Source organism: Ensifer oleiphilus (assembly GCF_013371465.1).
Lineage (GTDB): Bacteria > Pseudomonadota > Alphaproteobacteria > Rhizobiales > Rhizobiaceae > Ensifer > Ensifer oleiphilus.
Genome location: NZ_JABWDU010000006.1, coordinates 58,531 through 84,738, shown reverse-complemented (window position 1 = coordinate 84,738; position 26,208 = coordinate 58,531). Strand labels below are relative to the sequence as shown.

General features: G+C 62.3%; 22 protein-coding genes. 15 read left to right on the top strand and 7 right to left on the bottom strand.

The window, feature by feature from the left end:
• Positions 1-90 precede the first annotated feature (90 nt).
• Genes HT585_RS21790 through HT585_RS21780 form a run of 3 tightly spaced genes read right to left on the bottom strand, consistent with a single transcriptional unit; the run spans position 91 to position 3,058 of the window.
• Positions 91-981, bottom strand: coding sequence for an NAD-dependent epimerase/dehydratase family protein (locus tag HT585_RS21790; protein ID WP_176354912.1), 891 nt, complete (start codon positions 979-981; stop codon positions 91-93).
• Positions 978-1,841 carry a glycosyltransferase gene (locus tag HT585_RS21785; RefSeq protein ID WP_176354911.1) on the bottom strand — a complete coding sequence of 288 codons (864 nt, stop codon included), beginning with the start codon at positions 1,839-1,841 and terminating at the stop codon, positions 978-980. The genes HT585_RS21790 and HT585_RS21785 overlap by 4 nt, the downstream gene beginning before the upstream one ends.
• Complete coding sequence (locus HT585_RS21780; RefSeq protein ID WP_176354910.1) at positions 1,838-3,058, bottom strand: NAD-dependent epimerase/dehydratase family protein; 1,221 nt, start codon at positions 3,056-3,058, stop codon at positions 1,838-1,840. The genes HT585_RS21785 and HT585_RS21780 overlap by 4 nt, the downstream gene beginning before the upstream one ends.
• A 127-nt stretch (positions 3,059-3,185) precedes the next feature.
• Between HT585_RS21780 and ybgC the strand changes: the two genes are divergently transcribed.
• Complete coding sequence (gene ybgC / locus HT585_RS21775; RefSeq protein WP_176354909.1) at positions 3,186-3,641, top strand: tol-pal system-associated acyl-CoA thioesterase; 456 nt, start codon at positions 3,186-3,188, stop codon at positions 3,639-3,641.
• Positions 3,642-3,730: 89 nt separating this feature from the next.
• Here ybgC and ligD read toward each other — a convergent pair whose 3' ends face one another.
• From ligD to HT585_RS21760, 3 genes are read right to left on the bottom strand one after another with little or no spacing between them, the layout of a single operon-like run.
• Positions 3,731-6,361: a DNA ligase D gene (gene ligD, locus HT585_RS21770; protein ID WP_176354908.1), complete on the bottom strand. Its 2,631-nt coding sequence runs from the start codon at positions 6,359-6,361 to the stop codon at positions 3,731-3,733.
• A gap of 8 nt (positions 6,362-6,369) precedes the next feature.
• Positions 6,370-7,215 (bottom strand): non-homologous end joining protein Ku, encoded by an 846-nt coding sequence (gene ku, locus HT585_RS21765; RefSeq protein WP_176354907.1) that lies wholly within the window; start codon positions 7,213-7,215, stop codon positions 6,370-6,372.
• On the bottom strand, positions 7,215-7,505 hold the full coding sequence (locus HT585_RS21760; RefSeq protein WP_176354906.1) for a hypothetical protein: 291 nt from the start codon (positions 7,503-7,505) through the stop codon (positions 7,215-7,217). The genes ku and HT585_RS21760 overlap by 1 nt, the downstream gene beginning before the upstream one ends.
• A 308-nt stretch (positions 7,506-7,813) precedes the next feature.
• Between HT585_RS21760 and tolQ the strand changes: the two genes are divergently transcribed.
• The 14 genes from tolQ to HT585_RS21690 all read left to right on the top strand — a co-directional run bounded on the left by tolQ (position 7,814) and on the right by HT585_RS21690 (position 24,286).
• A complete protein-coding gene (gene tolQ, locus HT585_RS21755; protein WP_176354905.1) occupies positions 7,814-8,536 on the top strand; it encodes a protein TolQ in 723 nt (240 codons plus the stop codon).
• A gap of 27 nt (positions 8,537-8,563) precedes the next feature.
• Positions 8,564-9,016 carry a protein TolR gene (tolR, locus tag HT585_RS21750; RefSeq protein ID WP_173423585.1) on the top strand — a complete coding sequence of 151 codons (453 nt, stop codon included), beginning with the start codon at positions 8,564-8,566 and terminating at the stop codon, positions 9,014-9,016.
• A 9-nt stretch (positions 9,017-9,025) separates the two neighbouring features.
• On the top strand, positions 9,026-10,105 hold the full coding sequence (locus tag HT585_RS21745; RefSeq protein ID WP_176354904.1) for a hypothetical protein: 1,080 nt from the start codon (positions 9,026-9,028) through the stop codon (positions 10,103-10,105).
• 79 nt (positions 10,106-10,184) lie between these two features.
• Positions 10,185-11,495, top strand: a complete 1,311-nt coding sequence (gene tolB, locus HT585_RS21740) for a Tol-Pal system beta propeller repeat protein TolB (RefSeq protein WP_173423583.1) — start codon at positions 10,185-10,187, stop codon at positions 11,493-11,495.
• A 182-nt stretch (positions 11,496-11,677) separates the two neighbouring features.
• Positions 11,678-12,211 carry a peptidoglycan-associated lipoprotein Pal gene (pal, locus tag HT585_RS21735; protein ID WP_176354903.1) on the top strand — a complete coding sequence of 178 codons (534 nt, stop codon included), beginning with the start codon at positions 11,678-11,680 and terminating at the stop codon, positions 12,209-12,211.
• A gap of 197 nt (positions 12,212-12,408) precedes the next feature.
• Complete coding sequence (gene ybgF, locus HT585_RS21730; protein WP_176354902.1) at positions 12,409-13,440, top strand: tol-pal system protein YbgF; 1,032 nt, start codon at positions 12,409-12,411, stop codon at positions 13,438-13,440.
• Entirely contained in the window at positions 13,430-14,770 is a 1,341-nt protein-coding gene (gene tilS / locus HT585_RS21725; RefSeq protein WP_246707839.1) for a tRNA lysidine(34) synthetase TilS, read from the top strand. Before ybgF ends, tilS begins: the two co-directional genes overlap by 11 nt.
• A 100-nt stretch (positions 14,771-14,870) precedes the next feature.
• The gene (ftsH, locus tag HT585_RS21720) at positions 14,871-16,814 is read left to right on the top strand and encodes an ATP-dependent zinc metalloprotease FtsH (RefSeq protein WP_173423580.1); all 1,944 of its coding nucleotides are present in this window, start codon (positions 14,871-14,873) and stop codon (positions 16,812-16,814) included.
• A gap of 312 nt (positions 16,815-17,126) precedes the next feature.
• Entirely contained in the window at positions 17,127-18,479 is a 1,353-nt protein-coding gene (gene glmM / locus HT585_RS21715) for a phosphoglucosamine mutase (protein WP_176354901.1), read from the top strand.
• Between the two features lie 230 nt (positions 18,480-18,709).
• Positions 18,710-19,540, top strand: coding sequence for an outer membrane protein (locus tag HT585_RS21710; protein ID WP_176354900.1), 831 nt, complete (start codon positions 18,710-18,712; stop codon positions 19,538-19,540).
• Between the two features lie 188 nt (positions 19,541-19,728).
• The gene (locus HT585_RS21705; RefSeq protein WP_176354899.1) at positions 19,729-20,565 is read left to right on the top strand and encodes an outer membrane protein; all 837 of its coding nucleotides are present in this window, start codon (positions 19,729-19,731) and stop codon (positions 20,563-20,565) included.
• Positions 20,566-20,729: 164 nt separating this feature from the next.
• Positions 20,730-21,908 carry a phosphoserine transaminase gene (locus HT585_RS21700; RefSeq protein ID WP_176354898.1) on the top strand — a complete coding sequence of 393 codons (1,179 nt, stop codon included), beginning with the start codon at positions 20,730-20,732 and terminating at the stop codon, positions 21,906-21,908.
• Positions 21,909-21,993: 85 nt separating this feature from the next.
• Positions 21,994-23,589 (top strand): phosphoglycerate dehydrogenase, encoded by a 1,596-nt coding sequence (gene serA, locus HT585_RS21695; protein WP_176354897.1) that lies wholly within the window; start codon positions 21,994-21,996, stop codon positions 23,587-23,589.
• A gap of 190 nt (positions 23,590-23,779) precedes the next feature.
• On the top strand, positions 23,780-24,286 hold the full coding sequence (locus HT585_RS21690; protein WP_176354896.1) for a GNAT family N-acetyltransferase: 507 nt from the start codon (positions 23,780-23,782) through the stop codon (positions 24,284-24,286).
• Between the two features lie 63 nt (positions 24,287-24,349).
• Here HT585_RS21690 and HT585_RS21685 read toward each other — a convergent pair whose 3' ends face one another.
• Positions 24,350-26,164 carry a methyl-accepting chemotaxis protein gene (locus HT585_RS21685; RefSeq protein WP_176354895.1) on the bottom strand — a complete coding sequence of 605 codons (1,815 nt, stop codon included), beginning with the start codon at positions 26,162-26,164 and terminating at the stop codon, positions 24,350-24,352.
• Positions 26,165-26,208: the final 44 nt, after the last annotated feature.

The following is a 26,208-nucleotide window of genomic DNA, read 5'->3' as shown; positions in this document are numbered from 1 at the left end:
TCGTGACCGATAGGAAGGGCCCGGCGTCGCACACGACGCCGGGCCCTTCTGCTTATGGCGTTACGAATGGCCGTGGCGAACAGGCGACCGTCAGGCGAGCAGGCTCGTCAGACTTGCCTGCAGCCGTTTCAGCCCGCCCGGCTGCCAGCCCAGTGCCCGGATCTTCTCGGTGTTCATGGTGTTGAACGCCGTCAGCACGGCCGGCCCCGGAAGGGTGTGCGGGCTTCCGGTGATATCCCGGACCAATGCCAGGATGGCACGATTGTCCACAAGGATGTCGGAGACGTTGAGCACGCCGTCCGGCGGGCGATCCGAAGGTGTTTCAAGAACAAGGCGCACGGCGGCGGCCACATCGTCCCCGTGCACTTCCGTGCCGGCCCGGGGTGCGATCACGCGACCCGACAGATAATCGTCGAAAAGCGGCTGCCACTTGTGCGCGCCGCCGCTGCCGGGCGCTCCGTAGACGCCGGTCACACGCAGGCTCACCGTCTTGAATCCCTCCGTATTCAGCTTGGCGAGTTCGTTTTCGGCCTCCAGCTTGAGGGCGCCATAGAGGCTGTCAGGGTGGCAGGGCGTCTCTTCAAAGAGGTCTGCTCCCGGTGGCTGCTTGCCGTAGACGGCGCGGCTCGACAGGAAGACGCACCTCTTAATGCCCTGGTCGCGCGCGGTTCGAAACAGGCTGGCCGAGCCATCGAGATTGCTGCGACGGAACCCCTCCGGGTCACCGCCTTCGCCGCCACGATAGCGCCCTTCGACATGCTGAAAGGCGGCGTGGACGAAGTGGTCCACGTGACGGAGTGCAGGGCTCTGGTCGATATCCGGGTCGAGCGTCAGGGCAACGAAGGCGACGGGTTTCGAAAACAAGGTGGGAGCGGGTGGGCTGCGGCCGCCGACAACAACGTCGTAACCGCTCGCCAGCAGATGCTCGACGATGAAGCGTCCGACAAAACCGGTGCCGCCGGTGACGAGCACGCGCGTCATGACGGGGCCGGATTGGCAAGTGTTGCGATGTCGGGGATGTCGTCGCCGGTGAGATAGGCGAACCAGAGATCGATCAACGGCTGAAGCTGCCCGGCGCGGTGGTGATCCTTCTCCCACGGCTTTTCATACTGGTAGTGCAACACGCCGATCGACGACCAGTCCCAAAGATCGGGCAGGTTGAACCAGACATATTGCAGCATGTTCATGGTCACCGGCAGGCCGTGCCAATGCGGAAAGAAGGTTTGCAGGAAGGTCTGGTCGGTGCGCGGCCAGAAGGCTTCGGGCGTATCGAGCCTCTCCAACATGGCTCTGAATGTCGCGGTGGCTGGCTCGGCAACGAAGACACCGGAGTTCAAGCGGTGAAAATCGGCAAGACTTTCGTAGACGTTCGGGGCGGCGGAAAACTCCGGGTAGCGAAAAAGCCGGTCGATATTCTTGAGAACGACGGCGTCCGCATCGATGAACACGCAGCGGGCATACTCCGTCAGTTGCCAGAGCCGCAGCTTGCAGAAATTGTCGAGCGGTGAGTGAAACGCCGGCTTGCGCCCCTTGGTAAAGGGCGCCTTGTCGTGGACATTGCGGCGGGCGTGGCGTTCGTTGAAGGCATCGGAGAGCGGTAACAGATCGGTTTCGATGAGACGGCAGCCGAAGGCGAGGAGCGGTGCGAGCGCATCTGCCGAAACGCCGCCGGTGTGGAGGACGACGATATCCGCCGAGGTCTTCGTCAGGCGGACCGAGCGGGCGAGCGCGCGGGCGCCGAGAGCATAGTCGGCATTGGTGACCAGCGTCACGAACGCGTGGTCCGAGAAGGCGGGGGAAGACGGGCGGAGCCCGCCCGGATGATCGCCGGTTGAAGTCATGAAACGGATTTCAGCCGCTTGCCCTCGGGGTCACGATCGAGGCGCGCGGCGATATCCCTGGTCCAGGCGGAGACGGCCGGGACGCGCGCGCGATCGACGCGATAGGCGAATTTTTTGGCGACATCGACGATCTCAGACAGCAGGCCATCCCTGAGGCGCGTCGGGTTAAGACCGAGCGCCAGGAACTTTTCATTGTGCACGACGAGGTCGTTTTCTGCCGCTTCCTTGCGTGGATTGGGCAGCCAGGCGATCTGCGAACCGGATACTGCCGCGATCATTTCGGCGAGATCGCGCACCCGGTGGGTTTCGGTCATCTGGTTGAAGATCTCGACACGGCTGCCGCGCGCGGGCGCGTTCGTCAGTGCCAGCTCGATGCAGCGCACGGAATCCTGGATGTGGATGAAGGCGCGCGTCTGGCCGCCGGTGCCATGAACGGTCAGGGGGTAGCCGATCGCCGCCTGGATAAGAAAACGATTGAGAACCGTGCCGTAGTCGCCGTCGTAATCGAAGCGGTTGATCAGCTGGGCGTGCCTGCGCGTCTGTTCGGTGTGGGTACCCCAGACGATGCCCTGGTGCAGATCGGTAATCCGGAGGCCGTCGTTCTTGGCGTAGAACTGGAAGAGCAACTGATCCAGGCACTTGGTCATGTGGTAGATCGAGCCTGGATTGGAGGGGTAGAGGATCTCCTGGCTCACGGTTTGCCCCGCCATCGTCTCGATGCCGACGGGCAGATAGCCCTCGGGGATCGCCGCGCCGACGGTGGAATATCCGTAGACGCCCATGGTGCCGAGATGGACCAGATGCGCATCGAGTTCGAGTTCGACCAATGCGTTCAGCAGATTGTGGGTGGCATTGACGTTGTTGTTGACGGTGTAGTTCTTGTGCCGGTCGCTCTTCATCGAATAGGGCGCGGCGCGCTGTTCGGCGAAGTGCACGATGGCGTCGGGGCGATGGTCCGCCAGCCAGTTCTTCAGTAGGTCGTAGTCGCGGGCCAGATCGATCAGGTTGAAATGGATGCGGCGGCCGGTTTCGGCATGCCAGATGCGGGTGCGTTCCTGGATCGAATCCATCGGAGTCAGAGACTGAACACCAAGCTCCGTGTCGATCCAGCGGCGCGAGAGATTGTCGAGAATATGGATATCGTGGCCGGCGTCGGAGAGATGAAGGGCCGTTGGCCAGCCAACAAAACCATCACCGCCGAGGATCGCAATCTTCATGCACGGATCTCCTGATCAGGAAGGAAAGCTGTGTCACGTGTAGGATAGGTTTGTGACAAAGCTGCAATGCTTGCAAATGTGTTTTGGTTCCTGCACAGGGTTTGGCAAATTCTTGTCGGAGAGAAGCATGTCCCTGATCTCGCTTGCTGGCGAATTGACCGAAGACGGCCATCGGCTGGTCCAGCGCGTCTACTACGAAGACACCGATTTTTCCGGCGTCGTCTACCATGCCCGCTACCTGCATTTCATGGAACGCGCCCGTACCGATTTTCTGCGGCTGCTGGGCGTCGAGCAGGCGACGCTGGCGATCGAGGGCGACAGCGAAGGCCTCGTTTTTGTGGTTCATCGCATGGAGATAGACTTCAAGGCGCCGGCGCGCATGGACGACATCCTGACGATCGGCACCGTGACGGAGAAAGCCGGCGGCGCCAAGATGGTGCTGCTGCAGGAGATCCGCCGCGATGGGCAACTGTTGATCGCCGCGAAGGTGATCATCGCCGTGATCAACGGCCAGGGCCGCCCCCGCCGCCTGCCGGAGGCGCTGGCGACAAAGTTCACGCAGGCAAAGCAAAGCGCGGGCTAGGTCATCGCTACCGTTGCAAGCATCATAGCGACCGTTTTGAAGGGCGCTTTTGTTGCGGGAAGGCCGTTTAAAAAAGCGAGCCTAGCCGCTTAGTCGGGCAGCGCGTCCAGTATCTTTTTGGTCAGGGACTGCCTGGTATCGCCAAGGTCGGACCAGGGGTCGATGCCGCTTTCGATCCGCCCAAGGATATCGGAAATGTGAAACCCGTTGGCGGCATCGAGATCTGAAAGCTCGCTCCAGCTGACGGGCGTCGCCACCGGCCCGCCGGGACGGGCCCGGGTGGAGTAGGGGGCGATCGCGGTGGCGCCGCGTTCGTTCCTCAGCCAGTCGATAAAGATGCGGCCCTTGCGCTTCGCCTTCGACATGGTGGCAATGAAGTTGTCGGGATCGCGGTCGGCAAACCCTTGGGCAAAGGCTTTTGCGAAGCGCTTGGCGTCCTCCCAGGGTGCACGCGGCGTCAGCGGCACGATGACATGCACGCCCTTGCCGCCGGTCACCATCGGCACCGATTTGAGGCCAATCTCGTCCAACGCATCGCGAAGGCTGATTGCAGCGTTCTTTACGACCGAAAAGCCGACGCTCGGGTCGGGGTCGAGGTCAAACACCAACCGGTCCGGCGTCTCCAGCTTGTCGGCGGGCGATCCCCAGATATGGAACTCCAGCGTTCCCATCTGAACCGCCGCAACAAGACCATTGGCATCGCGCACATACATGTAGTTCTCGGTGTCGCCGGAGGATTCCTTCACCGGCGTCTCGTGGATCTCTTCAGGAAAACCATCGCTTGCATGCTTCTGGTAGAAACATTGGCCGCGACTGCCTTGCGGACATCGCATCAGCGACAGCAGATGATCACCTGCAAAGGGCAGCATCTTCTCCGCCACCACGGCGTAGTAGCGGGCTAGGTCGAGTTTGGTGATGGGCTCGCCCTCGAACAGCTCACGCTCGGGATGGGTGATACGGACGCCGAGCACCGTGTCGCCTGCATCGGAGTTCGCCGCGCGCGATGTTGTGCCCTGAGCACGCTGGGCTTTGCCCGAAGCGCGTTTGGCGCTGTCCGGTGTGTGTTCGGCACGCGCCTTGGAGACTTTCGCTAGCTTCGGTCTTTCGAGTGTCACGGTCTTTGCCTCCTTGTCGCGGCGCAGACCTTCGAAGGCGCCATGACGAATGTGTCCATCGTCGGTAAACTCGGCGAAATCGACCTCGGCCACCAGATCCGGCGTCAGCCAGATCGCATCGCGGCCGATGTCATCCGGCACGGCGGTGAATGCTGGCGTCTTGCGGCGGCGTTTGGCAAAGGCGTCTGAAAGCTCTTCCATTCGCGCCTCGTCGAAACCAGTGCCGATCCGGCCCTGGTAGACGAGCTTGCCATTTTCGAACGTTCCGACAAGCAGCGAGGCGAAGGCGCGTCCCTTTTTCGAGGAGGGTGAATAACCGCCGATCACGAACTCCTGGCGTTTCGTGCATTTGATCTTCAGCCAACTGCGCGTGCGGCGGTTCTGGTAGGGGGCGTCTGCCTCCTTGGCGATGATGCCCTCCTGCCCGGATTTGCACATGGCGGCAAAGACCTTGGCACCGTTGCCGCGGACATGCTCGCTGTACTGCACCGTGCCGGTTGGCCCCAGTGCGTCGAGCAACGCTTTCAACGCGCGCTTTCGTTCGATGAGCGGCTTCTTGCGCAGGTCGCGACCGTTCAGCTCCAGCAGATCGAAGGCGTAAAAGCGGGTGTCGCCGCCGTGTTTCAGGGCTTTCTGCAGGGCGGAAAACGACGAGCCTTCACTGGTGGCTGCCACTGCCTCGCCGTCGACGAGCGCTGAATTGCAGTCGAGTTCTGCCAGCGTATCGACAATTGTGTGAAACTTCTCGGTCCAGTCGAGACCCGTGCGGGTATAACACCGCGCCTCGCCGCCGCCGACGGCCACGAGCAGCCGATAGCCGTCGAACTTCACTTCGTTCAGCCAGTCGTCGCCGTCGGGCGCCTGCGAAACCAAAGTGGCGAGTTGCGGTTTTTGAAAGCCGGGTGGTTTTCCCGATCGCTTTCGCGGTTTCAGCCTTGGTGCCTCTTCGTCGATGGCACCGGCTTTGACGTTGGCGGCCGCGCTCTTTTCGGATTGCCAGACGTGTTTCTTGGCCTCGCCTTTTCCGGCAGCGATCTCCGTCATGGTGCGACCGGTGAATACACTGGTCGTGTTGTCCTCGATCAGGTTATCGCCGTCGTCGGAGGCGATGGCGTCGGTCTCCTTGATCAGCAACCAGTTTTCGCGCTTTTCGCCGGGACGGGGGCGCATGCGCACCAGCGTCCAGCCGCCCTGCATGCGTTCGCCGTGCAGGTGGAACTTCAGCTTGCCTTCCTGCAGCCCTTCTTCCGGATCGTTGTCGGGCTCCCACCAGCCTGTGTCCCAGAGCATCACGGTGCCGCCGCCATACTGCTTTTCCGGGATCGTTCCCTCGAAATCGCCATAGGCGATCGGGTGGTCCTCGGTGCGCACCGCCAGCCGCTTGTCGTCGGGATTGAGGCTCGGCCCACGCGTCACCGCCCAGCTCTTCAGGACACCACCCCACTCCAGGCGAAAATCGTAATGCAGCCGGGTTGCATCGTGCTTCTGGACGAGGAAACGCTTCTGGCCATTGCGCGCCGGGGCCGCTTTGCCCTGGGGCTCACCCGTCTTGGAAAAGTCGCGGCGGCGGTTGTATTCTGAGAGTGGGTTCTGGCGGGCAGCCATCGGTCACCTCAAGCGGATTTGCGCCGGCGGGCAGCCGACGCCGGTTTCGCCGGCGGCTTCTTGCCGCTGCTTTCGAGACTCTTTTTCAGGGCCGACATCAGATCGACGACGTTGTCACCCCCAGACGAAGGCCGTTCGTCCTCATCCACCGAAACACGGGCGGCCTTGCCCTTCATCTTGCGCTTGACCAGATCTGTCAGCGCGGCGGTGTAATTGTCCTTGAACACGGCGGCATCGAACGGCGCCGTCTTGCGGTCGATCAGCGCGGTTGCGACATCAAGCAGGTCCTTGTCGGCCTTCTTGCCTGACAGGCCTGAAAACAGCGGGTCCGCCTTGCGCAACTCGTCGGCGTAGCGCAGCGTCTCGAGTAGCAGACCGTCGCCGCAGGGTTTGACCGCAACGAGATATTCCCGGCCGCGCAGCGTCAGCTGGCCGAGCCCGACCTTGGCGGATGCCCGCAGGGCATCGCGCACGACGCGGTAGGCATCCTCGGCAAGGTCGTCGGTGGGCACCAGGTAGTAGGGTTTGTCGAAATAGATCGGCGAAATGTCGCAGGCGCCGACGAACTGGACGAGCTCCAGCGTCTTTTTCGTCTCCAGCTTGATCGAATCCACTTCCTTCGGCTCCAGCAGTACGTACTTGCCGGACTCGTATTCGTACCCCTTGACGATATCGTCGGTGTCCACAGGTCCGATGCCATCGACAACCTTTTCGTAGTGCACGGGCTTGCCTGACGGCTCGTGGATCTGGCGGAACGAGACATTGGCGCCCGAGCGTGTGGCGCTGAAAAGCTCGACCGGGATCGAAACGAGGGAAAGCCGAAGTTGGCCCTTCCAGAGCGCGCGGGGAGGCATCAGCGTTCTCCGCTCAACGGCTTGGTGGGCGAGGCGCGGGATGCGTCGTGAGCAAGGGCCTGCTCGATGCCGGCGATGTCTTCGCTGGTTATGGCAGGGATGGGATCCGCGATGATGGCCTGCAGCACCTCGCTCGACAACACGCCGTTGGCGAGCGCTTCCTCAAGGGCGGCGCGCGTTTCTCGTTCCGCCTTCAGCTGCGCATAGAGCGCCAGGATCAGACGGTCACGCTGATCGAAGTGCTGCTGCGCGGCTCGCCGGTTGCGATGTCGTGTCGTTTGCGTGCTCATGCCCCGAAAACGTCTGCCGCGCGGGGAAGTTCCGTTATGGTCATGCACAGCCAACTGCGGCCCGAAAGACACAATCGCGGTAACACTCCCTTAACCATAATGGTGTCTTAATCACCCCATCAGGATTTGTGCAGCGCACGTCATCCTTTGACCAAAATTGACGGCAAGAAGGCAACCATAAGCTAATAAAGGTCGCGATGGTGCGACCAGCGGCGGCGCCGGGGCTCTCTTGCAACAGAACGTTTGGGCTACCCGGTCACGAGCATGAGCCGCTCTTGCCGGGTGTTTGGATTCGGGGACTGAAAACGATGGAACAGGTTGGATTGGCCGCAGCCACGCACGATGTGAGCCTCTGGTCGCTCTTCATGCAGGCGGGCTTTGTCGTGAAGCTGGTCATGCTGGGGCTGATTGCAGCCTCCGTGTGGACATGGGCGATCGTCGTCGACAAGACGCTGAACTACGGCCGTGTCCGTCGCCAGCTCGACGGCTTCGAGCAGGTGTTCTGGTCGGGCCAGTCGCTGGAAGAGCTGTACCGCACGCTCTCCGACCGGCAGACGGCCGGGATGGGCGCGATCTTCGTGTCGGCGATGCGCGAATGGAAGAAAAGCTTCGAACGCGGTGCGCGGTCTCCGATAGGCCTGCAGATGCGTATCGACCGCGCCATGGACGTGACGCTCGCCCGTGAATCGGAATCGCTGGAAGCACGCCTCGGCTCGCTCGCGACCATCGGTTCGGCGGCACCCTTCATCGGTCTTTTCGGCACCGTCGTCGGTATCATGACCTCGTTCCAGGCGATCGCCGGTTCGAAGTCGACCAACCTCGCGGTTGTGGCGCCCGGTATCGCCGAAGCGCTTCTGGCAACCGCCATCGGTCTGCTCGCCGCTATTCCCGCCGTTATCGCCTACAACAAGTTTTCTGCCGATGCCGGCAAGCTGTCGGCGCGCATGGAAGCCTTCGCCGACGAGTTTTCGGCGATCCTGTCGCGGCAGATCGACGAGAAGCTGCAGAACCCGCGCCAGGCGGCGCAGTAATCGCCAGAGAGCACGGAGACCAAGCTGATGGGCATGTCGGTTGGCGGAGCCAAGGGTTCGGGTGGCGGTCGTCGTCGCCGCGGCGGCAAGAAAGCGATCATGAGTGAAATCAACGTCACGCCCTTCGTGGACGTGATGCTGGTGCTGCTCATCATCTTCATGGTCGCTGCACCGATGATGACGGTCGGCGTGCCGATCGACCTGCCGGAAACGCAGGCCAAGGCGCTCAACTCCGATACGCAGCCGATCACCGTTTCGGTCAACCCGGCAGGCGAAATCTATCTGCAGGAGACCGCGATCGCGATCGACGAGGTCGTGCCGAAGCTCGAGGCCATCGCCACCACCGGCTACAACGAACGCATCTATGTTCGCGGCGACACCAATGCCGACTACGGCACGGTGATGAAGGTCATGGCGCGCATCTCGGCTGCCGGGTTCAAGAACCTCGGCCTCGTGACGCTGCAAGAACAGGAAAAGTGATCGTCCACGATGAAGGGCAGTCTCGCCACATCTGGTCTGCTGCACGCTCTGGTTCTGACCTGGGCGATGGTTTCGCTCGGCAGCCCGGCTGATTTCCAGGTCGCCGACGTCGAGGCTCTGCCGGTCGACATCGTGCCCTATTCGGAAATGACCCAGGTCCAGCAGGGCGACAAGAAGGCGCCGAAGAAGGAGACCTCGTCGCCGGTTCCGACCAAACGTCCGGAAACGAACCAGCCGGCCGAGAACGTCGGCGACAACGACACGGACCTCAAGACGCCGCCGACGCCGAACGCCAAGCCGTCGAAGAGCGAAGCCACGGCATCGCCGGAAAAGAACGAGAAGCCCGAACCGACGCCCGATCCGGTCGAGCAGGAAATCAAGAAGGTCGAGGAGACCAAGCCGGCTTCAGAACCCGCAACCGAAGTGGCGGCGCTGCCGGAAGCCAAGCAGGAAGTGAAGCCCGAGACCAAGCCGGAACCGACGCCGGCCGAAGAAAAGCCGGCCGAAAACCCGGAAGCCGAAGCGCTGCCTGAAAAGGTGCCGACGCCGGCGGCCAAGCCCAAGGTGGAAAAGCCGGCACAGTCCGCAAAGACACCCGACCGCAAGAACGAACAGACGCCGAAGGAACAGAAGAAGCAGGCCTCCACGGAGGAAAGCAAGTTCAACGCGGACGAGATCGCGGCCCTGCTCAACCGGCAGGACCCGTCCGCCGGTGGCGCCAAGCGCTCGACGCAGGAGGCGGCTCTCGGTGGCAAGAAGACCATCGGCGTGGGCTTGAGCGCCAACGAGATCGACGGTGTGAAAGGCCAGATCCAGGGCAACTGGTCACTGATTGCCGGTCTCACAGGCGTCGAGGAAGTCCGTGTGTCGATCCGGGTGCAGCTGGATCCGGCGGGCAACATCGTCGGCACGCCCGAAGTCACCGCCACGGGTGGTCCCGAAGGGACGCGCCGTGCCGTTGAAAGCAGCACGCTGCGTGCGCTCCGGCGCTCGGCACCGCTACAGAATCTGCCGCCTGAAAAATATGACGGCGAAAAAGGATGGAATACCCTGGTGCTGAACTTCGACCCCTCGGAATTCGCACTCTAGAGCTGCCGGGATTGGAACTTATGCCGGATAGCAAACCAACCCTGCGAACCCTTCGTACTAAGCTGAAAGGCTTGTCTCTATGATCAAGAGCTCTTTTTTTCGCGCCCTGATGGTGGCAGCGGGTCTGCTGGCCGCCTTCGTGGCGGCGACACCGGCGAATGCTGTCGTCGAAATCAACATCAACAAGGGCAATGTCGAGCCTTTGCCGATTGCGATCACCGACTTCCTGCAAGGGGAACTCGGCAAGAAGATTTCCGACGTGGTCGCAGCCGACCTCAAGCGCTCGGGTCTGTTCAAGCCGATCGACAAGGGCGCGTTCATCGAGAAGATCAGCAACCCCGACGCCGCTCCGCGGTTCGAGGACTGGAAGGTCATCAACGCACAGGCACTGGTCACCGGTCGCGTGACGCAGGAGGCCGACGGCCGCCTGAAGGCGGAGTTCCGCCTCTGGGACACGTTTGCGGGTACGCAGATGACCGGCCAGCAGTTCTTCACCCAGCCTGAAAACTGGCGCCGTGTCGCTCACATCATCGCTGACGCGATCTACGAGCGCATCACCGGCGAAAAGGGCTATTTCGACACACGTGTGGTCTATGTCGCAGAAAGCGGGCCGAAGACCGCCCGCAAGCGCCAGCTCGCGATGATGGACCAGGATGGGGCGAATGCCCGAGCCTTGACCAACTCCAACGACCTCGTTCTGACGCCGCGCTTCTCGCCGAACCGTCAGGAAGTCACCTACATGTCGTTCGAAAACAACCAGCCGCGCGTCTACCTGCTGCAGCTGGAAACCGGACAGCGCGAGGTGGTCGGCAATTTCCCGGGCATGACCTTCTCGCCGCGCTTCTCGCCGGATGGCCAGCGCGTCATCATGAGCCTGCAGCAGGAGGGCAATGCCAACATCTACACGATGGACTTGCGCTCGCGTACAACGACACGCCTCACCAGCACGGCGGCGATCGATACCGCGCCGTCCTATTCGCCCGACGGTAGCCAGATCGCGTTTGAAAGCGACCGCGGCGGCCGCCAGCAGATCTACGTCATGGGTGCCGATGGCTCCGGCCAGCGCCGAATCTCCTTCGGCGACGGCTCCTATTCGACGCCGGTCTGGTCTCCGCGCGGCGACCTCATCGCCTTCACCAAACAGTCGGGCGGCAAGTTCTCGATCGGTGTGATGAAGCCGGACGGCTCGGGCGAGCGCATCCTGACCACGGGCTTCCACAACGAAGGACCGACCTGGGCGCCGAATGGCCGCGTGCTGATGTTCTTCCGTCAGAACGCCGGTGCCGGCGGACCGCAGCTCTACTCGATCGACCTGAGCGGCTACAACGAGCAGCCGGTGCCCACGCAGGGCTTTGCCTCAGACCCGGCCTGGTCGCCGCGGCTTGAATAGCAGGCTCTCACTTGCGGCGGGGATTGTGGCGATCATGCCGCTTTCTCGCCGCAAAGTGTTGGTCTAGCAGGCGCCGAGCTTAAATTATCGATTTGTTAACCATAACTGTTGAATAGCGATTAACCGCTTCCGGTTACAGTCTGGCAACCGTGAATTCAGACACTTCTCAAGGAGACCGGCGCATGAGCCGAATTGACACCCCGGCCGCAGGCCGCATGCAGACCATCGCTCGCAACCCGGTCATGATCGCACTCGTCATGACCCTTGCCATCGCTGGCTGCGCTTCGAAGAAGAACCTTCCGGGCAGCGCAGGCGAGCTTGGTCTCGGCGGCGCCGGCTCGGCAACGCCGGGTTCGCAGCAGGACTTCACCGTCAATGTCGGCGACCGCATCTTCTTCGACACGGACTCGACCTCGATTCGTGCCGACGCACAGCAGACGCTCGACCGTCAGGCTCAGTGGCTCGCCAAGTACCCGAACTATGCCGTCACCGTCGAAGGTCACGCCGACGAGCGCGGCACCCGCGAATACAACCTGGCACTCGGCGCACGCCGCGCTGCTTCCACCAAGGACTATCTGATCTCGCGTGGCGTTCCGGCCAACCGCCTGAAGACGATTTCCTACGGCAAGGAAAAGCCGGTCGCGGTTTGCGACGATATCTCGTGCTGGTCGCAGAACCGCCGTGCCGTGACCGTTCTCGGTGGCGCCGGCATGTGATCTTCCGATCACGCATCGCTAAATTATAAGGGCGGCCTTGTGCCGCCCTTTGCTTTTTTACCACACTTTGGCCGAACTCCGTTGCTTTTTCAGGGTAATTGGAAAACTGTGCGGCAATCATCCAGATGAATCGGCGAGATGTATTGCGGGCCCCGATTCCAGGGTGGGAAAACCGGTATTCGAACAGGACAAATGAAATGAAGAAATTTGTCGTGGCTGGACTGCTTGGTCTCGCGGCCCTTTCGGGCCTTGGCCAGACGGTAAATGCCATGCCGCTTTCCGGGCTCGCTGCCCGAACGACACACGCCGATACGGCAGGCTCGCACAGTCTTCCCGTCGTGAAGGTACAGGCCTCCGAGACGACACGGATAGGCCAGCTTGAAGAACAGATCCGCTCGCTCAACGGGCGTATCGAAGAAATGAGCTTCCAGCTTCTGCAGATGCAGGAGCAGATCCGGAAGTTCCAGGAGGACAACGAGTTCCGTTTCCAGGATCTGGAAAGCGGCAAGGCCTCCCCCAAGAAGAGCGGCGCATTGCAGACGCCGAAATCCAGTGATCAGGCGTCCGTCACCCCGGGGGTGACGGATAGCCAGACGATGGCGCCCGTCGATCCGGGCACCGGCATGGCCGCATCGGGCGCCGATCAGGGCGCAACCGGTGCCGCGCCTCCAACGACGCTGGGCCAGATCGTCTTCGACGAGAGCGGCAATCCGATTTCGACCACGACCGATGCCCAGCCGGGCGCCAACGCGACGCCTCCCGGCGTCGACACCGGCGTGGCCCTTCCGGGCAACGACGGCGGACTCAACGCCAACCCGGACAGCGAGCAGCAAACCGCAGCGCTAGATAATCCCGGCGACCTTTATCAGTCGGCCTACGGGCACGTGCTGTCCGGCGACTACAGCACTGCCGAGCAGGAATTCCGTGACTATCTCGACGTTTTCCCGCAGGGCGAGAAGGCGGCCGATGCCAGCTTCTGGATGGGCGAGGCGCAGTATTCGCAGGGCAAGTACAGCGATGCAGCCAAGACGTTCCTGAATGCGCACCAGGCGCACGCCAAATCGCCGAAGGCTCCGGAAATGCTCTTGAAGCTCGGCATGTCGCTCGGCGCCCTCGACAACAAGGAAACCGCCTGCGCCACGCTGCGCGAGGTCAACAAGCGCTACCCGAAGGCCTCACCGGCCGTGCGCGCCAAGGTGACGAGCGAGCAAAGCCGCTTTGGCTGCTGAGACGCAAGCCAGCCTGGCCGTTCTCGAAACGGCGAAACGATTTCTTTCATCCCTCCATCGGCCTGCCCGACTGCTCGTAGCCGTGTCCGGCGGCAGCGATTCCAAGGGACTGCTTCTCGCCCTAAACAGGGCGATCGAGGCGACCGGCAATACCGATCTTTCTCTTGCTGCCTGCACGGTGGACCACGCCTTGAGAGCCGGCTCCGCCGATGAGGCGCGGGCCATGGCCGGCTTCTGTGCCAGCCTCGACGTGGCGCATGTCGTCAAGCTCTGGGACGGTGAAAAACCGGCGGCAGGAATTCAGGCCGCCGCGCGCGAAAAACGCTATCAGCTGTTGGCCGCCGCTGCCGATGAACTCGGCGCCACCTGCATTGCCACCGGGCACACACTGGATGATCAGCGCGAGACGATCCTGATGCGGTCGGAGCGCGGGCAGGGGCCCGGCGCCGCGGGAATGGCCGTCGACGTACTCTACGACAGGCGCTTCTGGGTGCTGCGACCCTTCCTCGGTCTGCGTCGTGCCGATGTCAGGGCCTTTCTTGCGGCGGAGGGCGTGGGCTGGTTTGACGATCCGAGCAACGCCAACATGCATTTTGAACGGGTGCGAACCCGTGAGCGCCTCGCTGAAACCGGCGATGAGGTGGCGACCACATGGGACACCGCATCCCGCGCGCGCTCGTCGGCGAAAGCGGCTGAATGGTTGAAACGTCATGCGCGCGTTCACGAGAACCTCGTCGTGAGCATTGCCGCAACTGCCGTCGGAACATGCGCCGATATCGACTGCCGGCGCGCGCTTTTGGCAATGGCCGCTATCGTCGGCGGACGAACGTATCCCTTGGCGGCAGACACTGCTGCGCGCGTGACGGCGTTCCTTGAGCGGAGCGCGTTGGGGCGGCTGACGGCAGGACGGGTCGTTTTCGACAGGCGCGCGACGGGTCTCTACCTCTATCGCGAGGCGCGCGATCTTCCGCGTCTCACCCTGGCGCCGGGCGAAGCCAGCATCTGGGATGGCCGCTTTGCCGTTCGAAATGTCGGAAATGGCCTGTTGACAGTCGGTGTTGGCGACGATTCCGGGCTGCAACAGCAGAGACTTATTGCCGCAGGACTGCCACCGGGCGTTGCCAAGCGGGCAGCACTTTCCGCGCCGCATGTTGTATCCACAGACGACAATTGTGTCGCGAAGGCCGCCGTCGAGCAGCGCATTTGCCCCTACGACACCTTTTTGCCGGGTTTCGACCGGATCATGGCGGACATGATTGCCGGATTGTGCGGGCGTCAGCCCTATGTTCGGTCGCCGGTTCACGATCTGTTGACAGAAATGGAACGGTAGTTGGCGGTTTGCCTTGGCAAGGCGTCGCCAGAACCCTATGTTAGGGGCAAGAAAGCGGCCCGGCGAAATGTGCGGGTCGTGACAGGTTCCGGGGAGTTCGATGAACCCTAATTTTCGTAATTTTGCCCTCTGGGCAATCATAGCGCTTTTGCTGATCGCGCTGTTTAGCATGTTTCAGCAGCCGACCGAGCGCACCGGCTCGCGTGAGATTCCGTTCTCGCAGTTCCTCAAGGACGTCGATGCAAGCCGCGTAAAGGAAGTCGTGATCACCGGCTCCAAGGTCATCGGCAGCTATTCTGAAAGCGGCGCAACGTTCCAGACCTATGCACCTTCGGTCGACACCGCGCTCACCGAGCGTCTGGAAGCGAAGGACGTGACGGTCACCGTTCGTCCGGAAACTGACGGCTCTTCCGGATTCCTCAGCTATATCGGCACGTTGCTGCCGATGCTTTTGATCCTCGGCGTCTGGCTGTTCTTCATGCGTCAGATGCAGGGCGGTTCGCGTGGCGCCATGGGCTTCGGCAAGTCCAAGGCCAAGCTTCTGACCGAAGCGCACGGCCGCGTCACCTTTGACGATGTCGCCGGTGTCGACGAAGCCAAGCAGGATCTGGAAGAAATCGTCGAATTCCTGCGCGACCCGCAGAAGTTCCAGCGTCTGGGCGGTCGTATTCCGCGCGGTGTGCTGCTCGTGGGTCCTCCCGGTACCGGCAAGACGCTGCTTGCCCGCTCGGTGGCCGGCGAAGCCAACGTTCCGTTCTTCACGATCTCCGGTTCGGACTTCGTCGAAATGTTTGTCGGCGTCGGCGCAAGCCGTGTGCGCGACATGTTCGAACAGGCCAAGAAGAACGCGCCCTGCATCATCTTCATCGACGAAATCGACGCCGTCGGTCGCCACCGTGGCGCCGGTCTCGGCGGCGGTAACGACGAACGCGAACAGACGCTCAACCAGTTGCTGGTCGAGATGGACGGCTTCGAAGCAAACGAAGGCATCATCCTGATCGCGGCGACCAACCGTCCCGACGTTCTCGATCCGGCGCTGCTTCGTCCCGGTCGTTTCGACCGCCAGGTCGTCGTGCCGAACCCTGATATCAACGGCCGCGAGCGCATCCTCAAGGTGCACGTTCGCAACGTGCCGCTGGCACCGAATGTTGACCTCAAGGTTTTGGCCCGTGGTACGCCCGGCTTCTCCGGTGCCGACCTGATGAATCTGGTCAACGAAGCGGCCCTGATGGCTGCGCGCCGCAACAAGCGCGTCGTCACCATGCTCGAGTTCGAAGACGCCAAGGACAAGATCATGATGGGTGCGGAACGCCGCTCCTCCGCCATGACCGAAGCCGAAAAGAAGCTGACCGCCTACCACGAGGCCGGTCACGCTATTCTGGCGCTCAATGTTCCCTCGGCCGATCCCTTGCACAAGGCGACGATCATTCCGCGCGGACGTGCGCTTGGCATGGTGATGCAGCTGCCGGAAGGCGACCGCTATTCCATGAGCTACAAGTGGATGGTCTCGCGGCTTGCGATCATGATGGGCGGGCGCGTTGCCGAAGAGCTGACCTTCGGCAAGGAAAACATCACCTCGGGCGCTTCGTCCGACATCGAGCAGGCCACCAAGCTGGCACGTGCGATGGTGACGCAGTGGGGCTTTTCCGACCAGCTCGGCCAGGTTTCCTACGGCGAGAACCAGCAGGAAGTTTTCCTCGGTCACTCCGTGGCGCAGCAGAAGAACGTGTCGGAAGCGACCGCCCAGAAGATCGACAACGAAATCCGTCGTCTGATCGACGAGGCTTACGAGACCGCCCGCAAGATCCTGACCGACAAGAACCACGAGTTCGTGGCGCTTGCGGAAGGGCTTCTCGAATACGAAACCCTGACCGGTGACGAGATCAAGGCGCTCATCCGCGGCGAGAAGCCGGCGCGTGACCTCGGCGACGACACACCGCCGCACCGCGGCTCCGCCGTGCCTTCGGCCGGCGTGAAGAAAGAGGGCTCGTCCGGCAACAAGGGCGAAGAATCCGAAGGTGGTTTCGAGCCGCAGCCGCAATAGCGGCTTCAGGTTCAGACGCTTATCTCAGAAGCCGCCGCGCCGGAGAGCGCGGCGGCTTTTTGTTGCCGAGGCACGGGATTGCACTTGGTAACGGGATGTAATGATTTCTGATGCTACGGTTGCTGCCGTTTGCATTGGTTTTGTGTCAAAGAAGATTCGAAGGCTCCCAGCCCTTGTTTTGCTGTTACAGCGCGGGAGCAACGGCAACAGCCGGAATGATATGAGGTCTGGTCAATGAAACCCAGTCGCGGAACACGCAGACAGGTAAAGCAGGCAAAGCCTGCATTGACCCAGCGGAACGATGGAGCTCTTATGAAGCGCAAGTATTTCGGCACGGACGGTATCCGTGGCCAGTCCAACACCTTCCCGATGACGCCGGATCTCGCCATGCGGGTCGGCATCGCCGTCGGCACGATCTTCCGCAACGGCGCCCATCGCCACCGGGTGGTGATTGGCAAGGACACGCGGCTTTCAGGCTATATGCTCGAAAACGCCATGGTCGCCGGTTTCACGGCAGCCGGTCTCGACGTGTTCCTGCTCGGGCCGATCCCGACGCCGGGCGTTGCCATGCTGACGCGTTCGCTGCGTGCGGATATCGGCGTGATGATCTCCGCCTCTCACAATCCCTTCCAGGACAATGGCATCAAGCTGTTCGGCCCCGATGGCTACAAGCTCTCGGACGATATCGAAGCCAGGATCGAGGCGTTGCTCGACCAGGACCTGTCCGGCCAGCTTGCCAAGGCGGAAGACATCGGGCGTGCCAAGCGCGTCGATGGCGACATCTACCGCTATCTCGAGCATGCCAAGCGTACCTTGCCGCGCGATGTCACCCTTCAGGGGCTGCGGATCGCCATCGATTGTGCCAATGGCGCGGCCTACAAGGTCGCGCCCCAGGCCCTTTGGGAACTCGGCGCGGAAGTGGTGACGATCGGGACCGAACCGAATGGTGTCAACATCAATCTCGAATGCGGCTCGACCCATCCGGCAGCCCTGTCCAGAAAGGTGCATGAGGTGCGGGCCGATATCGGCATCGCGCTCGACGGCGACGCCGACCGGGTCCTGATCGTCGACGAGAACGGCACCGTCATCGACGGCGACCAGTTGATGGCCGTGATCGCCGACAGCTGGGCCGAGGACGGCACGCTACGTGGCGGTGCGATCGCCGCAACGGTCATGTCCAACCTGGGTCTGGAACGCTACCTCGAAGGCCGTGGCATCGAGCTGCGCCGCACCAAGGTCGGAGACCGCTACGTTGTCGAGCAGATGCGCCAGGAGGGGCTGAACGTCGGCGGCGAGCAGTCCGGCCATATCGTGCTCTCGGACTTCGGCACGACCGGCGATGGTCTCGTGGCAGCCCTGCAGATCCTTGCAGTCGTCAAGCGCCTGGGCAAGCCGGTGAGCGAGGTATGCCACCGCTTCGAGCCGGTGCCTCAGGTCTTGAAGAATGTGCGCGTTTCCGCCGGCAAGCCGCTCGAAGACGCAACTGTGCGCCAGGCGATCGCCGATGCGGAAGCCGAGCTTGCCAAGTCCGGCCGCCTGCTGATCCGTCCATCAGGTACGGAGCCTTTGATCCGGGTCATGGCCGAAGGTGACGATCGCGGTCAGGTCGAGCGGATCGTCGACGGCCTGATCAATGTCATCGGCAGCGCGCGCAACGCGGCTTAACAACATTCCCCCCGCAGTTTCCTCCAAGGCCGGTGATTTTCACCGGCCTTTTCTTTGTCTGCCGAAGAACAGGTCGCTGTGTATCGGAGTATTAATGTTCCTTAACGCGCAAGGTAAACTTTTGTAGTTAATCGAGGCTTAACCTTTCCCCATCATTATCCATAACCAACGTCAGGATTTGTGCGCCACTTTGATGGCGCGCCAAGCAACCGAATGTATTGGAGTGGGCCATGAAGAGAATTTTGAGTGGCGTTGTTGCAGTCTTGCTCAGCGGCACCGCAGCCATTGCTGCCGACATTTATCAACCGCCTGTCGAACCCATCGTCGAGCAGCCGGTCGAGGTGATCCAGACCAGCGGATGGTATCTGCGCGGCGACGTGGGCTACGCCTGGAACAATCTGCGTGGCGCGAATTTCTATCAGGGCGGACCGGGCGGCTCCATCGCGGAATTCGCGACGGCCGAGATTGACGATTCCTGGGTTGCCGGCGTCGGTGTCGGTTACCAGTTCAACAACTACCTGCGCACGGACGTCACGCTCGACTACTGGGGCGGCGGCGACTTCGCCGGCTCGACATTCGGCGGCTGCGGCAGCGTTGTGGGACCCTGCGTGTCGAGCGACGTAAGTTCGGTCTCGGCCTGGAGCCTGATGGCCAACGCCTATGTCGATATCGGCACCTATGGCGCTTTCACACCCTATGTTGGTGCCGGTGTCGGTGCCACGCACGTCAAGTGGGACAAGCTGCGCAACACGAGTTGCAGCGTCAGCAATCCGGGGGCCTGCGACCCGACGACGGAACACGAGGGCGAGAGCAAGTGGCGCTTCACCTACGCGCTCATGGCCGGTACTGCCATCGACCTGACCTGCAATCTCAAGGCAGATGTCGGCTACCGCTTCCGCCAGGTGGATGACGGCAACATGTTCGGCTACGCCAATGGCGGCGGCCCGGGCTACGACGAGGGCTTCTACATCCACGAAGCGCGCGCCGGCCTGCGCTACTCCTTCGGCAACGTCTGCGAGGTTCCTTATGAGCCGCCGCCGGAGCCGATCGTCTACAAGTAAGCAATCGATATCGAGCATCGAAGGCCGCCCCAGGGGCGGCCTTCGTCGTTTCGTCGAAAGCTTTGCGCAAATGCTAACGGGCATGGTTAACCGACAGTTAACCTCACTCTGCAATAGTTAACGCCGAACGAAGTAGCCGATGGGTGGATCCCGTCCGGTGACGGCAATTGCAGCGAAAGGGCATGGGCATGGAATGGCGAAACGGGATCTGCGGAGCCACGTTCGGTATCGGCCTGCTTGCCTCAGGTGCGGCGCTTGCCGCTGACGAGGCCCTGATCGATGCGCCGGAAATCACCATTGCCCAGGAAGCGATCGGCAGCAACGGCCTCTACATCCGCGGTGACATCGGCTATGCCGGCTGGCGCGATGCGGGCGATCCCTTCTACCGCACCTTCGACGCGGGCACCGGCAGCTACAGCACGACCCCGTTCGACGGCACGCGCTTCGACAAACCGCTTTCGGGCACGATCGGCCTCGGCTACCAGATCACCGACACTGTGCGCGCCGATCTGACGGCGGATTATTTCGAGGGCCGTCTTGACGGCTCGTCAATCGGTGCCAGCCCTTGCGCGGGGCAGGGGGCCGGCACGTCCTGCGCCTTGTCGACGACGGCTGATTTCTCCGCGCTGGGCCTGATGGCCAACGCCTATGTCGATTTCGGAACGCTCGCCGGATTCACACCCTATCTCGGTGCCGGCATCGGAGCGACCAATCTGCGCTGGAACACCGCCTTTGCCAGCGAAAGCTGCGTTGCCGGCGGCGGCGCCTGTGCCGGCGCCCCGGCCACCACGTCCTTCGACGGCCACGACAGCTGGCGCTTTACCTATGCGCTGATGGCCGGTGTCTCCTACGACCTCAGCGATCGCCTGAAGCTCGATGTCGGTTACCGCTATTCGCACATCGGCGACGGCGGGATGTTCGGCTTCGGGGCCGAGGCGCTTGCCGGTGCGAGCGGGGCAAAGGGCTTCGATGACGGTCTTTCGCGTCACGAGATCAGAGCGGGTCTGCGTTTCTCGTTCTGGTAACATTCGGTCGGCGGGGACGGTTCCGTCTTTGCTGATCTTGCCTAGCCCGCCATAAATTTTCCCGATTGCGACACAAGTCGCTTGACTTCCTTCCTGACCCGCAATATTTCCGACGGCGGGACACCCTTCCCCAACGAAGGGCTATCTATCTGGAAGGATAGCACATGACGAAGCCTGCCAAGCCGGACCTCCGTCCGAACAACATCCATTTTTCTTCTGGCCCTTGCTCGAAGCGTCCCGGTTGGTCGCTCGATGCTCTCTCCGATGCTCCGCTCGGTCGTTCGCACCGCGCCAAGATCGGCAAGACGAAGCTCAAGCAGGCCATCGATCTTACCCGTGACATTCTTGAAGTGCCGGCCGATTATCGCATCGGCATCGTGCCCGCTTCCGATACCGGCGCCGTCGAAATGGCGCTCTGGTCGATGCTCGGTGAGCGCGGCGTCGACATGGTCGCCTGGGAAAGCTTTGGCGCCGGCTGGGTGACCGACGTGGTCAAGCAGCTGAAGCTCGCCGACGTTCGCAAGTTCGAAGCCGGTTACGGCGAACTGCCCGATCTCTCCAAGGTCGATTTCGACCGTGACGTCGTCTTCACCTGGAACGGCACGACCTCGGGTGTGCGCGTTCCAAATGCCGACTTCATCCCGGCCGACCGCAAGGGTCTGACCATTTGCGACGCGACCTCTGCCGCCTTCGCGCAGAACCTCGATTTCGCCAAGCTCGATGTCGTTACCTTCTCCTGGCAGAAGGTTCTCGGTGGCGAGGGCGCCCACGGCGTCATCATCCTGTCGCCGCGTGCCGTCGAACGCCTGCTGACCTACGTGCCGGCATGGCCGCTGCCGAAGATCTTCCGCATGACCTCTGGCGGCAAGCTGATCGAAGGCATTTTCACCGGCGAAACCATCAACACACCGTCGATGCTTTGCGTCGAGGACTATATCGATGCCCTCGTCTGGGCAGAGAAGGTCGGTGGGCTCAAGGGCCTGATGGCGCGTGCCGACGCCAATGCCCAGGTGATCTTCGACTTCGTCGACGCCAACGGCTGGATCGCCAACCTGGCGGTCAAGGACGAGACCCGCTCCAATACCTCGGTCTGCCTGAAGATCGTCGACAAGGACGTCGCAGCCCTCGATGCCGACGGACAGGCGGCTTTTGCCAAGGGCGTTGTTGCCCTCCTCGAAAAGGAAGGTGTCGCGTTCGACATCGGCCATTACCGCGACGCACCGTCCGGCCTCAGAATCTGGGCCGGCGCCACGATCGAGGCGTCCGACATGGCGGCGCTGATGCCGTGGCTGACCTGGGCTTTTGAGACCCAGAAGGCGACCCTGTCGCAGGCCGCGGCCTAACCCCAAGCGCTTGCTTCGCTCCTCATGGGAGCGAAGCCCTTGTACCCGCATTCCGTTCAGACCTGATCTTTTCAAGGAGGCCATCATGGCACCTCGCGTTCTCGTATCCGACGAACTGTCGGAAACCGCCGTCCAGATCTTCCGCGACCGCGGCGTTGAAGTCGATTTCCAGCCGAAGCTCGGCAAGGACAAGGACAAGCTCGCCGAAATTATCGGCAACTATGATGGCCTTGCCATCCGCTCGGCGACCAAGGCGACCGAGAAGCTGATTGCGGCCGCGACCAACCTCAAGGTCATCGGCCGCGCCGGCATCGGCGTCGACAATGTCGATATCCCGGCCGCCTCGCGCCGCGGTATCATCGTCATGAACACGCCGTTCGGCAATTCGATCACGACAGCCGAACACGCCATCGCCCTGCTCTTTGCCGTTGCCCGCCAGCTTCCGGCCGCCGACACTTCGACGCAGGCCGGCAAGTGGGAGAAGTCCCGCTTCATGGGCGTCGAAATCACCGGCAAGACGCTCGGCGTCATCGGCGCCGGCAATATCGGCTCGATCGTCTGCTCGCGCGCCATCGGCCTGAAGATGCACGTGCTCGCCTACGACCCGTTCCTGTCGAAGGAGCGCGCCGAGGAAATGGGCGTCACCAAGGTCGAGCTCGACGAGCTCTTGGCCCAGGCCGACTTCATCACCCTGCACGTGCCGCTGACGGACAAGACCCGTAGCATCCTCAATGCCGAAGCACTCGCCAAGACCAAGCCGGGTGTGCGCATCGTCAATTGCGCCCGCGGCGGCCTCGTCGACGAGAAGGCGCTCGCAGACGCGATCAGGTCGGGCCATGTTGCCGGCGCCGGCTTCGACGTGTTCGAGGTCGAGCCTGCGACCGAGAGCCCGCTCTTCGGCCTGCCGAACGTCGTGTGCACGCCGCATCTCGGCGCTTCGACCACGGAAGCGCAGGAGAACGTCGCCCTGCAGGTCGCCGAACAGATGTCGGACTACCTCGTCAAGGGTGCCGTTTCCAACGCCATCAACATGCCCTCGATCACCGCCGAGGAAGCGCCGATCCTGAAACCCTTCATCCGGCTTGCCGACGTGCTTGGCGCCTTCGTCGGCCAGGTGACGGAAAGCGCAATCAAGGAAATCGAGATCCTCTATGACGGCGCGACCGCGTCGATGAACACCAAGGCGCTGACAAGCGCCGTGCTTGCCGGCCTCATCCGGCCGCAGGTTGCCGACGTCAACATGGTTTCGGCTCCGATCATGATCAAGGAAAAGGGCGTCATCCTGTCCGAGGTCAAGCGTGACAAGACCGGTGTCTTCGACGGCTACATCAAGCTGACGGTCAAGACCGCCAACCAGACGCGTTCGGTCGCCGGCACGGTGTTTTCCGATGGCAAGCCGCGCTTTATCCAGATCAAGGGCATCAATCTCGACGCCGACGTCGGTAGCCACATGGTCTACATCACCAACACCGACGTTCCCGGCATGATCGGCTTCATCGGCACGACGCTTGGCAATGCCGGTGTCAACATCGCGAACTTCCAGCTCGGTCGCGAGAAGGAAGCCGGTGACGCCATCGCGCTGCTCTATGTCGATGGCCCGGTTTCCGAGGACGTGCTCGACAAGCTGCGCGCCAACGCGGCGATCCGCCAGGCAAAGCCGCTGGTGTTCAACATCGATTGATCATAGGGCACCAGCCTTGTCCGCCGTCTGGCGGACAAGGCCAGCGGGCGCAAATCGGCCATGTTTTTCGGGCCTATGCACCGGCGAATATCCCGCTATCGGACAGCGGGCCGAGACGAAATTCTGGAATAGCCAGGGACGCATCGGGTCAAGCCGGTGCGTTTTTCGGTTTGAAATGTTGATGAAAGCGATGGCAAGACAGACGTTCCGCTGGCGTGAAGCCAGCCTTCCCGACCTCGTTTCGGTCTCCGAAATTCAGCTGGTTGTGCACGAGGCGTTCACCGAGGACGACGAGGTGCTTGCCGATCGGCTGGAATTGAGCCCGGAGGGCTGTTTCATGCTGGAGGTCGGCGGCATCGCGCAAGGCTATGTGCTGAGCCATCCTTGGGTAAGGCGCGCACCGCCCTCGCTGAATTCGATGCTGGGCGCGATCCCTGACGTTGCCGACACATGGTACATTCACGATTTGGCGCTTCTGCCGCAGACGCGCGGATCCGGGGCTGGGGGCAATGTCGTGCCGCTCCTTGCCGACATCGCCCGATCGGAAGGTTACAGCTCGATGTCGCTGGTCTCGGTCAACGGCTCGCGCGGCTTCTGGGAGCGGCAGGGGTTTTCCGTCCGCATGGACGAGCGGCTGGCATCGAAGCTTGCGAGCTACGGCGAGGATGCGGTCTACATGGAACGCGCACTGACCTGAAACGACAGGGGGCGCCGGCTCGGCCGACGCCCCCTGTCTCGTCTTGCCTGTGCCGCTATCGGATCAGGCTGCGCGTCGGCCTGAAGGCCGCCACTGCTTTTCCTCGACGGTGAAATGCGCCAGCCGGCCGGCGAGCACGCTGCTTTCGGAAGCGAGCGTCTGGCTTGCAGCCGATGTCTGCTCCACCATTGCGGCGTTCTGCTGCGTCATCTGGTCCATCTGGTTGACGGCGGTATTGATCTCGCGAAGGCCGACCGACTGTTCGCGGGCCGCGGTCGCAATCGCCACGATCCGGTCGTTGATTTCGTTGACCCGGTGCTCGATGTCGCCGAGCGCCGTGCCCGTCGCTTCGACCAGACGCACGCCGGCCGAGACCTCGACGCTGGATGCGGTGATCAGGCCCTTGATCTCCTTGGCAGCGGTTGCCGAACGCTGCGCCAGTTCGCGAACCTCCTGGGCAACGACGGCAAAGCCCTTGCCGGCATCGCCGGCGCGTGCCGCCTCGACGCCTGCGTTAAGCGCCAGGAGGTTGGTCTGGAAGGCGATGTCATCGATGACGCCGATGATCTCGCCGATCTTGGAGGAGGAGGTTTCGATGCGTCCCATGGCGGTGATCGCATCGCGCACGACCTCGCTCGATGCCGTTGCTCCCTTGCGGGCGTCGGCCACCATGCGGCTTGCCTCCTCGGCACGGTTGGTGGAGTTCTGCACGGCCGAGGTGATCTCGTCGAGTGCGGCGGCGGTCTCTTCAAGCGAGGCTGCCTGCTGTTCGGTGCGCTGCGACAGGTCGTTGGCTGCCTTGCTGATCTCATTGGCATTGCCGTTGACGACCGAGGTCGAGTCGGCGATCGCGCTCACCGTCGAGCGCAGCGCGTCAACGGCCGTGTTGAAGTCCTTGCGCAGCTTTTCGTATTCGACGCCGAGTTCGGGAACGTCGATTGTCAGGTCGCCACTGGCAAGTCTTTCCAGTGCGCCGCCGATGGTGCTGACGACATGGGCCTGGGTCCGCGAAGTCGCCTGCTGCATTTCCTCATTGGCGTTACGCTCGCTGTCGAGCACCTTCTGCTGGTCGCGCTGGCGGATTTCGAGCGCATTGCGTTCGATGACCGAAGCGCGCAGCAGCACGAGCGCATCGGCCATGTTGCCGATCTCGTCGCGGCGGCCGGTGTCGGGAACGTCCGAACGGGTCTCGTTGCGCGAGACTTCGAGCATGACGTCCTTCAGGCGGTTGATTGGACGGCTGATGGAGCGGCCGATCGCCATGGCGGCGGCAAGCGTGGCGATGGCGGCAATCGCGGTGATGATAACAGTCATCATCAGCGAAGCATTGTACTTTGCCGCGAGATCGTCCGCGTAAACGCCGGTGCCGACGCCCCAGCCCCATGGCTTGAAGCCCTGGATGTAGGAGTATTTCTCGACCGGCCCCTCTTGGCCTGGCTTGTCCCAATAGTAGTTGACGATGCCGTTGCCCGGGTTTTGTGCAAGCGCGATCAGCTCGACGTTGAATGCCTTGCCGTTGGCATCCTTCAACCCGCGGATGTCGGTGCCGATCAATTTCTTGGCGAGCGGATGCGCCACCATCACGCCGTCGAAGCTGTTGATGAAGAAGTAGCCGTCCTGACCGAAGCGCATGGCCATGACAGCTGCTATGGCGCGGCTTTGCGCTTCTTCCCGGGTCAGCGCACCGCTGCGCTCCTGTTCCTCGAAGCTTGCAATCGCCGAGATCGCCGCTTCGGTGACGTTGCGCAGCATCTGCTGGCGCTCCTGGCTCACTTCGGCGTTGGCGACCTGCGTCTTGTAGGCCATGGCGGCGGCCATGAAGATCAGCGCCATCGCCGTCAGTAAGTAGATACGTGTCGAAATTCTAATATTTTTCACTGCCTTAGCCCCAGGAATGTAATCTGGGTCGGACAGAAACACTC